The sequence below is a fragment of the Luteibacter sp. P4_E6 genome (assembly GCF_056401535.1).
Genome location: NZ_JBFUJE010000077.1, coordinates 1 through 12,761 on the forward strand (window position 1 = coordinate 1; position 12,761 = coordinate 12,761).

Genomic DNA, 12,761 nt, shown 5'->3' on the forward strand with positions numbered 1-12,761 from the left:
CTTGCTGGTGGTCCTCTGGGCGTGCACCTTGCTCGCCATCCTGGTCGGTGGCTTCGCCAGCGTCGCTCGTGTTGAAGCGTTGCAGACGCGATTCACGCTCGGCCAGCAGCGCGCGCGCTACGCCGCCGAAGCGGGGATCATGCGGGCTATCGTGCTCGCGGAAGCGCACCACCGGCAGGCCATGCTCGTGCAGACCGGGGGCGCTGTATCGATAGACAACAGCGTGCCGGGCGATGGCAGGTCATTGGCGTTCGAGTTCGATCATGTGCATGTGGCGGTGGGCATGCTCGATGAAACCGGAAAGGTCGATATCAATACCGCCGACCCTCGCGCGCTTCGGGCGCTCTTCATGGCGGCGGGCTGTCAGGAGGCGCGTGCCGATGAACTGACCCACCACGTAGTGGAATGGCGTGGACCTACGGCTAGCCATGTGTCGGACGACGGTACGTCGGCTCCGTCGATGCCCCTGATGTCCGGTGGCAGCCCATCGAAGCGTTACACGGCATTTGCTGCCATCGAGGAGCTGCAGGGGCTACCGGGCATGGACCCGGCGTTGTACAACACCGTGGAGCCGGCGATCACGATCTGGTCCGGGCGACCGGCGCCTGAGCCGGATTTTGCGCCTGTCCTTGCCATGGCGGCAGTGCGGGGCCTCGACCCGACCCGTGCGCGCGAAGTCGTTCTTGCGCGTGACAGTGTTCCACCCGGTACGGTTCTGCAGAACCTGCCTGGCGGTATCACCCTCGGGGGCGCGATGCCGGGCAACACCATCACATTCCGCGCTGATGCGGACGACGGCCATGGCTCCCGCACCACCGTGGAGGCCACGGTGCAGTTTCCCATGGTTGGGCTGGAACGCGGCGCAAACGAGAGGCTGTATACCGTCTTGCGCTGGCGGGATGGGCCGTCGAGTTAACCGGCCGAAGTGGCTAACCGGCGCAACCATGGGTAGTCTGCGTCACGGGCTGGCAACACGTACCCTCCAATCTCGCAGGCTTCAATGACCATGATGGTTCTTGCATGACGCGTTTTCTTACGATCGGCGCCACGGCGCTGGCGGTGGCACTGGCAGGCTGCTCAACGTTGCCGCAACCCCGCGACGATGGCGCACTGCAACGCGAGGCCATGGCGGGCACCGAGCTGCCGGCACCCAAGCCGCGCCTCATGCCGTCGACCAATCCAACGGCACCGACCAATGTACCGCCGCAGGTCACGACGGGCACGGGTGAGTTCATCAAGCCGGTGGGCCTGGCCAAGCCGAAGCCGGTCGCCGAGGGCGCGGGCACGGTCACGTTCAATTTCGAGAACCAGCCGGTCGAGTCGGTGGTGAAGGCCATCCTCGGCGATCTGCTGCACGAGAACTATTCGATCGTGYCGGGCGTGCAGGGCAACGTGTCCTTCTCGACCTCGCAGCCGGTGACGGCGGAGCAGGCGCTGCCGATCCTCGAGACCCTTCTTTCGTGGACGGGCAATGCGCTCGTCCACACCAATGGCCGTTACGTGGTCATGCCGTCCAAGGATGCCGTCGCCGGTAACCTCGTCCCGAGCATCGGCGCGAACGCGCCGGCTGGTGGCCTGCAGGCACGCCTGTTCCCGCTGCACTTCATCTCCGCGACGGAGATGCAGAAACTCATCAAGCCGTTCGCGCGTCCGGACGCGACGCTGCTCGCCGATCCGACGCGCAACGTGCTGGTCATGGCCGGCACGCCCACCGAGCTCGACAACTACCAGCGCACCGTTGCTACGTTCGACGTCGACTGGTTGCGTGGCATGTCGGTCGGTGTGTTCTCGCTACAGCGTGCCCAGGTGAAGGACCTCACGCCCAAGCTCGAAGGCATCTTCGGCGAGAAGGGCAACACGCCGATGGCCGGCATGCTGCGCTTCATTCCGATCGAGCGGACCAACTCGCTCGTGGTGCTCAGCCCCCAGCCGGCGTATCTGGATGAGGTGCGCAGCTGGATCGATCGTATCGACCGCGGGGGTGGCAACGAGCCGCAGTTGTACGTCTACGACGTGCGTAACGTGCAGGCCTCCGACATGGCCGATTACCTTTCGGATATCTATGGCAGCGGCTCCGGTGGTGGGCGCTCGGGCGATAAAGGCGGCAAGGTCGGCCCCGGCCTCAGCTCAGGCACGCTCGGTGGCAGCGACAGCGATATGGGTAATCGTGGCGGCTCCGGCCTCGGTAGCACCACGGGTGCGTTCGGCAACACCAGCTCCTCATCGACAGGCTCGTCGACGACCGGCGGCTTGAGCTCGGGTACCGGCACAAGCACGGGTTTCGGCGGCAGCAGCACGGGCAGTTCAGGCTTCGGGGCCGGCTCGGGCTCCTCCGACGACAGTTCCGCCGACACCGGCAGTCGTCATTCCTCGACCACCACGGACGATGGCGTGCGCATCACCTCGGTGGACTCGAACAACCAGCTCATGGTCCGGTGCCGCCCCGCGCAGTGGACCGAGATCGAAGAGGCGATCAAGCGCCTGGACGCCGTGCCGATGCAGGTGCAGATCGAGACGCGCATCCTCGAGGTGACCCTCTCGGGCGACCTCGAGTTCGGCGTGCAGTGGTACCTCGAAGGATTGACGGGCACGACCAACGGGCAACCGACCCAGCCGGGTAACAAACATCAGTACGCGCTGGGCGGCGGCGGTGCGACGCTGGCGACAGGCGACAACTTCTTCTACTCCTTCGTCAACAACAACATCTCCGTGGCGCTGCATGCGATGGAGCAGAACGGAAACACCAAGGTGCTCTCGGCACCCTCGCTGGTGGTGCTGAACAACCAGAAAGCGCACATCGAAGTGGGCGACCAGATTCCGATCACGCAGACCTTCGTCAACACCGGGGCGAACACGGACAACACGATCGGCCAGGTGGAGTACAAGGACACCGGCGTGATCCTCAATGTGCGCCCGCGCGTGAATCCGGGTGGCCTGGTCTACCTCAATGTGAGCCAGGTGGTGAGCAGCCCGGGCATCAAGGACACCACCACCGGCAACTTCCCGATCCAGCAGCGCGAAGTGGCCACCCAGGTTGCGGTGCAGAGCGGGCAGACGGTGCTGCTCGGCGGCCTGATCAAGCAGAACGACGCCCTGACCGATACCGGCATCCCGGGGCTCAACCAGATTCCCGTACTCGGCCGTTTGTTCGGCACGACCAGCCGCACGCGGACCCGCACCGAGCTGATCGTCCTGATCACCCCCCGGGTGATCACCAATGGGGACGAGGCCAAGCAGGTCACCGACGAGTACCAGCGCAAGTTCGAGTCGCTCAGGCCGTTCACCCAGCCCGCCAGACCTTGACCGAAGGGTGACCGAGGGTGCATACACCCACATCACGGGGCGCGCTTCACATTGGAAGCGTGTTCCTGACAGGGGGAGACTCGCTTGATACAGGATCTGGCCGGCTGGTCCACGGTGCTGGAGCTGATGCCCACGGCGATGTTCGTGCGCGATGCGGCGCACCGCTGGGTGTTCGTCAACCGCATGGGCTGCGAATACTTCGGCCTGAACGCCGACGAGGTGCTCGGCCGGACCGACGCCGAACTCTTCCCGCCCGAGCAGGCCGCCCGCTTCGAAGCGGGTGACGACGCCGTGCTACGCAGCCACGAGGTCGTCGAAACCGAGGAAACGGTGACCGACCCCCAGGGCCATGTGCGTACTTTGCTCACCCGCAAGACCTGCATCGACCTGGAAGGCGCGCTCCACGTGCTGGCCTCGGTCACCGACATCACCGAGCTGCGCGAGTCCGAGGCGCATGTGCGCTGGCTGGCCTGCCACGATGCCCTGACCGGGCTGGCCAACCGCGCGGCGCTCTTCAGCCGGCTGGACGCCGCCATCGGCCGCGCGGCCAGCGGCGGCCTGCACGCCGCGCTGTTCCACCTGGACATGGACGGCTTCAAGAAGGTCAACGACACCTACGGCCACCTTATCGGCGACGAGCTGCTGGTGCAGTTCGGTGCGCGTCTGCGCAGTGTCGTCGGTCCTGACGACACGGTGGCCCGGMTCGGCGGCGACGAGTTCGCGCTGCTGGTCGACGATCACGGCGACCTCGACGTGCAGGGCCTCGCCGAGCGCATTCTGGCCCTCGCCGGCGAGCCCTTCGACGTCCTTTCGACGACCACCTTTATCGGTACGTCCATCGGCATGGTCGCCATCGATGCCGAAGCGGTCGCGGCGGGAGAGATGGCCCGCAAGGCGGATAGCGCGCTTTACGAAGCGAAGAAGAAGCGTAACCGCCTGATGGTTTACACCAAGGCGCTGGACGCCGCGCTCGCCCATCGCCGCGACATCGAGAAGGCGCTGCTCGAGGCCTTATTGACCCGCGAGGGCCTGAGTTGTCACTACCAGCCAATGATCCGCAGCTCGGACGGCAAGGTGGTCGGCCTCGAGGCGCTGGCCCGCTGGCGGCATCCCACCCTCGGCGTGGTCTCGCCGGTGCAGTTCATTGCCGTGGCGGAAGAGACCGGCCTGATCGGCCAGTTGGGCGAATGGGTGCTACGCACCGCCTGCGCCCGCGTTGCCAAGCTCGACGACCTGTTCGTTGCGGTCAACGTGAGCGCCGTGCAGCTGCGCGACGACGACTTCGCCAACATGGTCATGCGCGTACTCATCGAGACGCGCCTGTCGCCGAAGCGCCTGGAGCTGGAGATCACCGAGACGGCCATCGTCAATGCCGATGGTGGGTCAGTCCGGCTACTCAAGCGTCTGCGCCGGGCCGGCGTGCGTATCTCGCTCGACGATTTCGGGACGGGCTACTCCAGCCTGACCCTGCTCAAGGACCTCGCCGTCGACAAGGTCAAGATCGACCGCTCCTTCGTGCAGAACGCGACCCAGGCCGGCGATTCGGCGGCCATCGTGCGGGCGGTGTCCAATCTGGGCGCCGCGCTGGGCCTGTGCGTCGTGGCCGAGGGCGTGGAGACCGAGCAGCAGCGGGCCTTCCTGACCGAAGCCGGTTGCGACGAACTGCAGGGTTTCCTGTTCTCGCCGGCCGTGGCGGAAGACCGCATCGACCGGGTCACCGGGCCATATCCGGCCCCGCTGGCGACTCATTCGGCCGGATAGGCGTCCGTCGGCATCGGCCAGGTACGGCGCAGGTCCGGCATGCCGGGCATGGTGGTCGGCTGCGGTAGCGGCAAAGGCGTGCGGGCATCCACCACGCCGCCGGTCGCGTCGCCGACGATGGCGATGATGCAGGCCCCACTTTCCTGCGAACTGCCGAAGGAGAGCCGTCCCCAGGGCATCTGCATGACCGTATAGCGGTTCGGCAGCATGGCCGGCGCGGCGGGCAGGTTGGTTTCCGAGGCGCTCGCGTGGAAAGCTTCGGTCAGCTCGTTCCTCGCGAAGCACGGCCGCTGTTCCAGCTGGATCGAGGTGAAGCGCACCATCGGCACGTCGCCCCCTTCGTTGAAGCCGCGGGCCTCGAAGGCGCTCACGCGGTAGCCGTCGCGGGTGATGAAGGGCACGCTGCGCACGATCTGCGGCGGGGCGTCGGTGGTGGCGTGCAAGCCGCCCGGCAGCTTGCGGGACAACGCATCCACCGCGTTGGGCAGGGTCCCCATCGTCGAGTTGATGATCTCGACCAGGGTCTTGTCGCTGCGCTGAACACTCACGGGATCGGCCGCCGCGGCAGGAGCCAGGACAGCGCATAGCAGGATGGCCAGGAGGCGAGTGGGACGCATGAGGGCCAGGTTGAGGTGAGCAGGGGCGCTAGTTTGCACGAGTTGCGTATGCCCTTGCATGCGCCGTGAATGCCCGGATATTGGAAACAACGTCCTACCCCTGATCCCGATGACAGACCTGCGCTTCGACAATGCCTTCGTCCGCGAGTTGCCGGCCGACCCCGAACTATCCAACGGTCCGCGCCAGGTCGTCGGCGCCGCGTTCTCGTGGGTGGACCCGACGCCGGTCGCGGCACCGCGGCTGGTCGCGGCCTCGGCCGAGGTGGCGACGATGCTTGGCGTCTCGCCCGAGGCGCCAGATTTTGCGGAGGTGTTCTCGGGTAACGCTCGCTGGCCGGGCATGACCGGTTACGCCATGGCCTACGGCGGCCACCAGTTCGGCAACTGGGCCGGGCAGTTGGGCGACGGCCGCGCGCTGAGCCTGGGCGAGGTGATTACCGCCCACGACGGCCGCCAGGAACTGCAGCTGAAGGGCGCCGGCCGCACGCCGTACTCGCGCGGGGCCGACGGCCGCGCCGTGCTGCGCTCGTCCATTCGCGAATTCCTGTGCAGCGAGGCCATGCACCACCTCGGCGTGCCGACGACCCGGGCACTGTCCCTGGTGGTGACCGGTGACGAGGTGCTGCGCGACGTGATGTACGACGGCCACCCGGCGCTGGAGCCGGGGGCGATCGTCTGCCGTGTGGCGCCGTCGTTCATTCGCTTCGGCTCGTTCGAGCTGCCGGCGGCGCGCAATGACCTCGACCTTTTGCGCCGCCTGGCGGACTTCACCATCGCCACGCATTACCCGGCCTTTGCCGGCCTCGACGGGGAAGGGCGGTACGCCGCTTTCTTCACCGAGGTCTGCGAGCGCACGGCACGCCTCATGGCGCACTGGATGCGCGTGGGCTTCGTGCATGGGGTGATGAATACGGACAACATGTCCATCCTCGGGCTGACCATCGATTACGGTCCCTATGGCTGGGTGGATGACTTCGACCCGGACTGGACACCGAACACCACCGATCGCGCGCACAAGCGCTACCGCTTCGGCCACCAGCCACGCGTGGCTTACTGGAACCTGCAACGTCTCGCCCAGGCGTTGTCGCTTTTGTTTGCCGGCGTCGACGCGCTGCAGGCCGGGCTGGATCGCTATGTGGAGGTGTTCGAAGCCACCGACGCGGCGTTCTCGGCGGCCAAGCTCGGTCTCGCTAACGCCCGCGAAGGCGACGAGGCGCTGGTCGCCGACCTGCGTGGCCTGCTCACCCTGGGTGGGATGGACATGACGATTTTCTTCCGTGACCTCGCGCTGCTCGATCTCGATGCGCCGCATCCGGGTGTCGTCGGGGCGGCGTTCTACGAGGAAGACAAGCGCGTCGCGACGCAGGAGGCGCTGGCGTCCTGGCTGCAGCGCTATGCAGCGCGCGTGCAGGCCGATGAATCGCCGGCGTCGGAGCGGCTTGCCCTGATGCACGCCAGCAACCCGCGCTACGTGCTGCGCAACTACCTCGCGCAGCAGGTCATCGACAGCGCGGAGCAGGGCGACGACGCGCCCCTGCATGAGCTGATGGAGACCCTCCGCCAGCCCTACGACGAGCAGGCGGGCAGGGATCACCTTGCCGGCCGCCGGCCCGAGTGGGCACGCGACCGGGTCGGCTGCTCCATGCTTTCCTGCAGTAGCTGACGGGCCACAGGGTAGAATCAGCGGCCCGGATCTTTAGTCAGGCCTGTCGCGTTGTCCGCTGGTTACGCCTCCGATGCCGCTCTTGAAGCGCTTTTCGTCCCGTTCGTCACGGGCGATCTCGCGTGGCCCGCGTCTGGCGACGTGCTGATGCTGCGCGCGCGGGACGGTTTCGTGCTGCGCGAGCAGCGCCGTCCTGGCTGGGTGCTGCAGCAGTCGTTCAAGCCGGCGGCGGATGCCCTGGCGCGCTCCGGCTTCGCCGTGAGCGCGGATCTGCCCGAAGGCCGGTTTGCCCTCGTCATGGTGCTGCCGACCCGGCAGCGCGAAGAGTCGCGCGCCTTGTTCGCGCAGGCGATGGCCCATGTCACGCCCGATGGCGCCGTCCTCGCCGCCGTGCCGAACGCCGAAGGCGCGAAGACCGCCGAAGCCGATCTTGCGCTGCTGGCCGGCGGCGTGACGAACCTCTCCAAGCACAAATGTCGCGTCTTCTGGACGCGTCCCGGCGCCGTGCCGGATCCCGCCTTGCTCGACGCATGGCTGGCGCTGGACGGGTCCTTGCCGATCGACGAGGGTCGCTTTGTAAGCCGGCGTGGCCTGTTCGCCTGGGATCGCATCGACATCGCGTCGGCCTTGCTGAGCTCGGTGTTGCCCGAGGACTTCGCCGGTCGCGTTGCCGATCTCGGCGCGGGCTTCGGTTATCTGGCCTGCCGTGTCATCGCGACGAATCCCGGCGTCACCGCGGTGGACCTGTACGAAGCGGAAGGGCGCGCCATCGAGCCGGCCCGTCGGAACATCGCCGCGGCGGTTACCGCGTCGGGCCGCGCCATCGCTACCCACGTGCAGTGGCACGACGTGACCCATGGTATCGACGGTGGCTACGACGCCATCGTTTCCAATCCGCCATTCCATCAGGGGCGCGCCGACCAGCCGGAGCTGGGTCGCGCCTTCATTGCGGTCGCGGCGCGCGCCCTGTCGCCGCAGGGTCGTTTCTGGATGGTGGCCAACCGGCATCTTGCCTACGAAGCCACGCTCGATGCGTGCTTCACCCATGTTCGTACCGTCGCCGAGCGCGACGGGTTCAAAGTGATCGAAGCGAAGGAGCCTCGTCGATGAAACTCGTGCGCCTGTTGGCGAACCTCGGCTATGGCAGCCGCAAACAAGTCGCCTCCCTGTTCCGCGAAGGCGCGGTCACCGATGCCTCGGGCGAGGTGCTCTATGCCGATGACAAGGTCGAACACGCCGACGTGCGCTTCGAAGGCGAGCCGCTGGATCCGCCGGCCGGCATGCTGATCATGTTGAACAAGCCCGCCGGGTATACGTGTTCGCGCAAGGATGTCGGTCGTCTGGTGTACGAGCTGCTGCCGCCGCGTTACGGCATTCGCAATCCGGTGCTGTCGACGGTCGGGCGCCTCGACCGCGAGACCTCGGGCCTGCTGCTGTTCACCGACGACGGCCCGTTGCTTCACCGGATCATTTCGCCGAAGTCCTCGGTGGCCAAGGTGTACGAGGCGACGCTCGCCGAGGACTTGCGCGGCGATGAAGCGGCGACCTTCGCCGCCGGCACGTTGATGCTCGACGGCGAAACCGATCCGCTCGAGCCGGCCGCGCTCGACGTGCTTGGGCCGCGTCATATACGTCTGTCGCTTACCGAAGGCCGCTACCACCAGGTCCGCCGCATGTTCGCTGCCATCGGCAATCACGTCGAAACCCTGGAGCGCGTCGCCTTGGGTGGCCTGACGTTGGAAGGCCTCCCTTCGGGCGAATGGCGCCAGCTGACTGCCGAAGACACCGCCCGCATCTTCGCTGCCCCCAACGGCGCCCCGGCTCTGTAGGAGCCGATTCATCGGCGATCCCGCGGCAGCGGGCCAGAGTTGGCGCAAGCACCCATCGCCGATGAATCGGCTCCCACATTTATCCATGTGTGGACGTTCCGTCCACGCCGGGTGCAGTATCGGAGAGTCCACACGATCACCCAAGGAGCACCTCATGACCAAGATCGCTATTGCCGTCGCCCTCGCCAGCCTCTTCGCCGGTACAGCCACCGCGGGTAACGTCGTCGACAAGAGTGTCGTCGTCCCGATGACCCTGGTGACCGCCGATGGGGCGGGCGCCTCCGTGGGTACCGTGACTGTCACCCAGTCGGCGGGTGGACTCGTCTTCACCCCGAACCTCAAGGGCTTGCCGCCGGGCGACCATGGCTTCCACCTGCATGAGAAGGCCAGCTGCGATCCGGGCGAGAAGGACGGCAAGAAGGGCGCCGCCCTCGCTGCCGGTGGTCACTTCGATCCGCAGCACACCGGCAAGCACGAAGGCCCGGACGCCGCCGGTCATGAAGGCGACCTCCCGCGCATCACGGTAGGAGCCGATGGCACCGACACCACCGCGGTCACCGCGCCGCACCTGAAGAGCCTGGCCACCCTGAAGGGCCACGCCCTCATGATCCACGCCGGCGGCGACAACTACGCTGATGAGCCGGCTCCGCTGGGCGGCGGCGGTGCGCGTATCGCCTGCGGCGTGATCAAGTAAGGGTCGCATGTCCCAAGGCGGTCTTTTCGCAGCCGAACCGCTCGTGATCGTCGATGACGGCCACGGGCGGTTTGCGTATAAGCCGGACGTCATTTCCGTACCGTTGGCGGAGACCTGGTTCGCCACGTTGCTGGCAGACATTCCCTGGCAGGCCAAGCGCCGCGAGATGTATGGCCGCGAGGTGGACGTGCCGCGGCTGGTCCAGCATTACGCGCTGGAGGATCCGGCGTTGCCTTCCGTGCTGCGTGATGCGGGCCGCGAGGTGATCGCGGCGACGGGCGTGCCGTTTACATCGGTGGGCCTGAACCTGTATCGCGACGGGCGCGATAGCGTGGCGCCGCACAACGACCACATCGAGGAGCTGGCGGAAGGCGCGCCGATCACGTTGCTGTCGCTGGGCGCCACGCGGACGATGGCCTTGCGCGAGCGCGAATCGCCGAAGCGGAAGTTCGATGTGAAGCTGGAGCCGGGAAGCCTGCTGACGATGAGTTACGCCACACAGTTCCATTGGGATCATGGGATTCCCAAGGCGCGCGGTGAGGTGGGCCCGCGGATCAGCCTGGCGTTCCGGGTGAGGCCGCTTTAGAAGAGATCGATGCTGCCCAGCGCGACGGCTGAACCCAGCTCGCCGAGCTTGGTCAGTGCCTCATAACCGTGCACGCTGTTTCGGCCATTTTCCTTGGCGAAGTACAGCGCTTTATCCGCGCGGTCGAGCACGATTTCGGGGTAGTCGTTCTCGGTGATGCGCGCGTAGCCAATGCTCACCGTCACGTGGCCCACCTGGGGGAACGCGTGCTCGGCGACGAAGTGACGGAAACGGTCCAGTGCCATGTGCGCGACGCGTTCGTCCTGCGCGGCGATGAGCATGACGAACTCTTCGCCACCAAAACGGAACAGGACGTCGCTCTGGCGGAAGCTGTGGCGCATCTGCTGGGCGAGCATCAGGATGACCTCGTCGCCGTAGACGTGGCCGTAGGTGTCGTTGATGCGCTTGAAGTGATCGATGTCGAGGATGGCCAGCCAGATCTGCGAGACATCGTCTTCGAAGGGCAGGCGGCGCTCGTCGTCGCCCTTGGCCGAGGCGCGGGCACGCTGGCGCTGCAACTTGAGCAGGCGTTGCAGGCGTTGCTCGAAGCTGCGCCGGTTGTACAGGCCGGTGAGCTTGTCGCGCTCGCTCTCGTTGAGCAGCGCGATGTAGTTGCCGTAGATGCGGGCGTAGCCCTCGACCATGTTGCGCACGCTGTCCAGCGAATCTTCCGATTCCAGCATCAGCGCGCCGATGGCCGCGTGGTCACGCTGGATCGGGATCACCAGGCGGCAGGTGCCGTCGTCGGTGACATCGCTGATGGCTTCCAGCGTTTCCATAGCGCAGACGATCGTGTCGATCGGATCGCCGTCGCGCGTGGGATCCAGCGCTTCGACCACGAAGGCGCCTTCGGCATTGCGCGAGCAGACCACGATGGAATCCACCGGCAGCTGCAGGCTCTCGCCGCGCTTGCACAGGGTGACGCTGCTGACGGAAATCAGTTCGGCCAGCGACAGCACCAGGCTGTGGTCGAGGGCGTCGATATCGCGGTGGTGGGTGAACTCGGCCACGGAGGCGAGCAGGCGCGACTCCGGCGGCCCACCGGCAAGCGAATGCCAGGGCGACCTCATGAGCGCATGTCTCCTGCGACGTGACGTCCGCTATGTGAGCAACTGGCTGGCACCGACCCCTTCCTCCCCTGTTGGTGTCGCGACGATGATCCCCTACCGCGCAACCTCGAAGTTGTTAGCGGCACCGTCATCGCGAACTTTAGGGCAAATTCGGCAAGAATTCAGGAAAATGTAGGAAACTGAGAACGGGTTCCGCTTTTGTCGCTTCACGAATGTGACGGTTTGGGTTAGGGCGTCATTCCGGCATGGGCGGCCAATGCGCCAGCAGCGCCGGATCGACGCCGACCCGTCGGCAGGATCGCGAGGCGACGCCTTCGGTCAGCGCCACGCGGAACAAGGGCACCATGCCGCGGAGGGCGCCACGCGCCAGTCGCGCCTTGCGCAGGTCGCTATCCGTTCGCTGCAACAGTGTTGCCGCCCAGTCCGGCAGCAACGCGGCGCCGGCATGCAGGAACAGGTCGCGCGACAGACCGGCCATCGGTACGGGCAGGTCGAGGCGCCTGAGCACGTCAAGCACCACACGCGAGCGCTCCCCGAACACCAGCGTTGGCAGCACCTGCGCGATATACGCGTCCATGTCGGCGACTGAGCCCGGTACATCGCGGGCGCCGAGGGCTTCGGCCACTCGACGCGTCTCGTCCAGATAGGCATCGGCGACACGTGGCGTGACGGCCATAGGCCCGTAGGCGCGATAGCCGGCCAGAAAACTCGACATCTCGCTGACGTGGACCCAGGTGAGCAGGTCCGGATCGTCGGCCGCGTAGGGAGCCCCGGCCTCATCCACGCCGCGCACGTGACTGTGGATCATGCGCACGTGCCCGATGAGTGCCTGCGCTTCGCTCGTGGGGGCGTAAGTGGTCGCGCCGACGAAGGCGGTGGTCCGGCGCAGTCGGCCGACCAGATCCTCGCGGAAATTCGAGTGATCCCACACGCCAGCCAGCGCACGCGGGTGCAGCAGTTGCAGGTACAGCGCGCAGAGGCCACCGGCAAGCATGCCGCAGAAATCCGAGTGCATGCGCCAGGTAACGCTGGAGGGTCCGAACAGGCCGGCATCGCCCACGGGATGGTCGTAGTCGATGCCGCCCGAGGGCGGCCTGGGAAACGCCGTGAGCACCCAGCGCCGGATGGGCGCGGATGCGGGACGAAGCAGGCCCGCGAAGATCGTCATGGACTCAGTCCCCGGACCACCAGCCTCGCCATTTAAAGAACCACACCGGCAGGAGCGTGCTGAGGATGAT

The 12,761-nt window shown here is 66.6% G+C and carries 11 protein-coding genes; 8 read left to right on the top strand and 3 right to left on the bottom strand.

The window, feature by feature from the left end:
- The 3 genes from AC1DT2_RS07385 to AC1DT2_RS07395 all read left to right on the top strand — a co-directional run.
- Window positions 1–916: type II secretion system minor pseudopilin (locus tag AC1DT2_RS07385; protein WP_477295537.1), on the top strand; the 916-nt coding region annotated here is incomplete at its 5' end.
- A gap of 104 nt (window positions 917–1,020) precedes the next feature.
- Window positions 1,021–3,303 (top strand): type II secretion system secretin GspD, encoded by a 2,283-nt coding sequence (gspD, locus tag AC1DT2_RS07390; RefSeq protein ID WP_477295539.1) that lies wholly within the window; start codon window positions 1,021–1,023, stop codon window positions 3,301–3,303.
- A gap of 84 nt (window positions 3,304–3,387) precedes the next feature.
- Window positions 3,388–5,064 carry a putative bifunctional diguanylate cyclase/phosphodiesterase gene (locus AC1DT2_RS07395; protein WP_477295541.1) on the top strand — a complete coding sequence of 559 codons (1,677 nt, stop codon included), beginning with the start codon at window positions 3,388–3,390 and terminating at the stop codon, window positions 5,062–5,064.
- Here AC1DT2_RS07395 and AC1DT2_RS07400 read toward each other — a convergent pair.
- The gene (locus AC1DT2_RS07400; protein ID WP_477295543.1) at window positions 5,049–5,681 is read right to left on the bottom strand and encodes a hypothetical protein; all 633 of its coding nucleotides are present in this window, start codon (window positions 5,679–5,681) and stop codon (window positions 5,049–5,051) included. The two genes, AC1DT2_RS07395 and AC1DT2_RS07400, sit on opposite strands and share 16 nt — an antisense overlap.
- A gap of 109 nt (window positions 5,682–5,790) precedes the next feature.
- Here AC1DT2_RS07400 and AC1DT2_RS07405 point away from each other — a divergent pair, with 109 nt between their 5' ends.
- From AC1DT2_RS07405 to AC1DT2_RS07425, 5 genes are all read left to right on the top strand, one after another.
- A complete protein-coding gene (locus AC1DT2_RS07405) occupies window positions 5,791–7,344 on the top strand; it encodes a protein adenylyltransferase SelO (RefSeq protein WP_477295545.1) in 1,554 nt (517 codons plus the stop codon).
- A gap of 51 nt (window positions 7,345–7,395) precedes the next feature.
- On the top strand, window positions 7,396–8,454 hold the full coding sequence (locus AC1DT2_RS07410) for a class I SAM-dependent methyltransferase (RefSeq protein WP_477295547.1): 1,059 nt from the start codon (window positions 7,396–7,398) through the stop codon (window positions 8,452–8,454).
- Entirely contained in the window at window positions 8,451–9,173 is a 723-nt protein-coding gene (locus AC1DT2_RS07415; protein ID WP_213946898.1) for a pseudouridine synthase, read from the top strand. The genes AC1DT2_RS07410 and AC1DT2_RS07415 overlap by 4 nt, the downstream gene beginning before the upstream one ends.
- 154 nt (window positions 9,174–9,327) lie before the next feature.
- Entirely contained in the window at window positions 9,328–9,867 is a 540-nt protein-coding gene (sodC, locus tag AC1DT2_RS07420; RefSeq protein ID WP_477295549.1) for a superoxide dismutase [Cu-Zn] SodC, read from the top strand.
- A 7-nt stretch (window positions 9,868–9,874) separates the two neighbouring features.
- The gene (locus tag AC1DT2_RS07425; RefSeq protein ID WP_477295551.1) at window positions 9,875–10,453 is read left to right on the top strand and encodes an alpha-ketoglutarate-dependent dioxygenase AlkB family protein; all 579 of its coding nucleotides are present in this window, start codon (window positions 9,875–9,877) and stop codon (window positions 10,451–10,453) included.
- Here AC1DT2_RS07425 and AC1DT2_RS07430 read toward each other — a convergent pair.
- Complete coding sequence (locus AC1DT2_RS07430) at window positions 10,450–11,523, bottom strand: GGDEF domain-containing protein (RefSeq protein ID WP_213946900.1); 1,074 nt, start codon at window positions 11,521–11,523, stop codon at window positions 10,450–10,452. The two genes, AC1DT2_RS07425 and AC1DT2_RS07430, sit on opposite strands and share 4 nt — an antisense overlap.
- Window positions 11,524–11,758: 235 nt before the next feature.
- The coding region (locus tag AC1DT2_RS07435) for an oxygenase MpaB family protein (protein ID WP_477295554.1) at window positions 11,759–12,761 on the bottom strand (1,003 nt) is incomplete at its 5' end.

Coding starts and splice junctions, on each gene's coding strand:
- AC1DT2_RS07400 (WP_477295543.1), bottom strand. CDS start 5,681: ATGCGTCCCACTCGCCTCCTGGCCATCCTGCTATGCGCTGTCCTGGCT.
- AC1DT2_RS07405 (WP_477295545.1), top strand. CDS start 5,791: ATGACAGACCTGCGCTTCGACAATGCCTTCGTCCGCGAGTTGCCGGCC.
- AC1DT2_RS07415 (WP_213946898.1), top strand. CDS start 8,451: ATGAAACTCGTGCGCCTGTTGGCGAACCTCGGCTATGGCAGCCGCAAA.
- sodC (WP_477295549.1), top strand. CDS start 9,328: ATGACCAAGATCGCTATTGCCGTCGCCCTCGCCAGCCTCTTCGCCGGT.
- AC1DT2_RS07425 (WP_477295551.1), top strand. CDS start 9,875: ATGTCCCAAGGCGGTCTTTTCGCAGCCGAACCGCTCGTGATCGTCGAT.
- AC1DT2_RS07430 (WP_213946900.1), bottom strand. CDS start 11,523: ATGAGGTCGCCCTGGCATTCGCTTGCCGGTGGGCCGCCGGAGTCGCGC.